Raw genomic sequence first — 231 nt, 5'->3', positions numbered from 1 at the left:
GAGCGGACGCGGCCAAAATCAGTGACCGGGCCCTCCAACGCGGGCTTGGGCAGATCGGCAGCCTTGGCTCGGGCAACCACTTCCTGGAAGTCCAGGCCGTGGACCGCGTCTACGATCCGGTTGCGGCCGCGCCGATGGGTCTGGCGGAAGGGACCGTCTGCGTGATGATCCACACCGGCTCACGGGGCCTGGGCCATCAGATCTGCACGGATCACGTCCGCCAGATGGAAC

At 67.1% G+C, this 231-nt stretch carries 1 protein-coding gene; it reads left to right on the top strand.

Annotated features, from left to right (window positions below):
- The coding region (locus BST12_RS30280) for an RtcB family protein (RefSeq protein WP_139802151.1) at window positions 1-231 on the top strand (231 nt) is incomplete at both ends.

This window comes from Mycobacterium angelicum (genome assembly GCF_002086155.1).
Taxonomy (GTDB): Bacteria; Actinomycetota; Actinomycetes; order Mycobacteriales; family Mycobacteriaceae; genus Mycobacterium; species Mycobacterium angelicum.
This window is presented reverse-complemented; position numbering and strand designations above follow the sequence as displayed.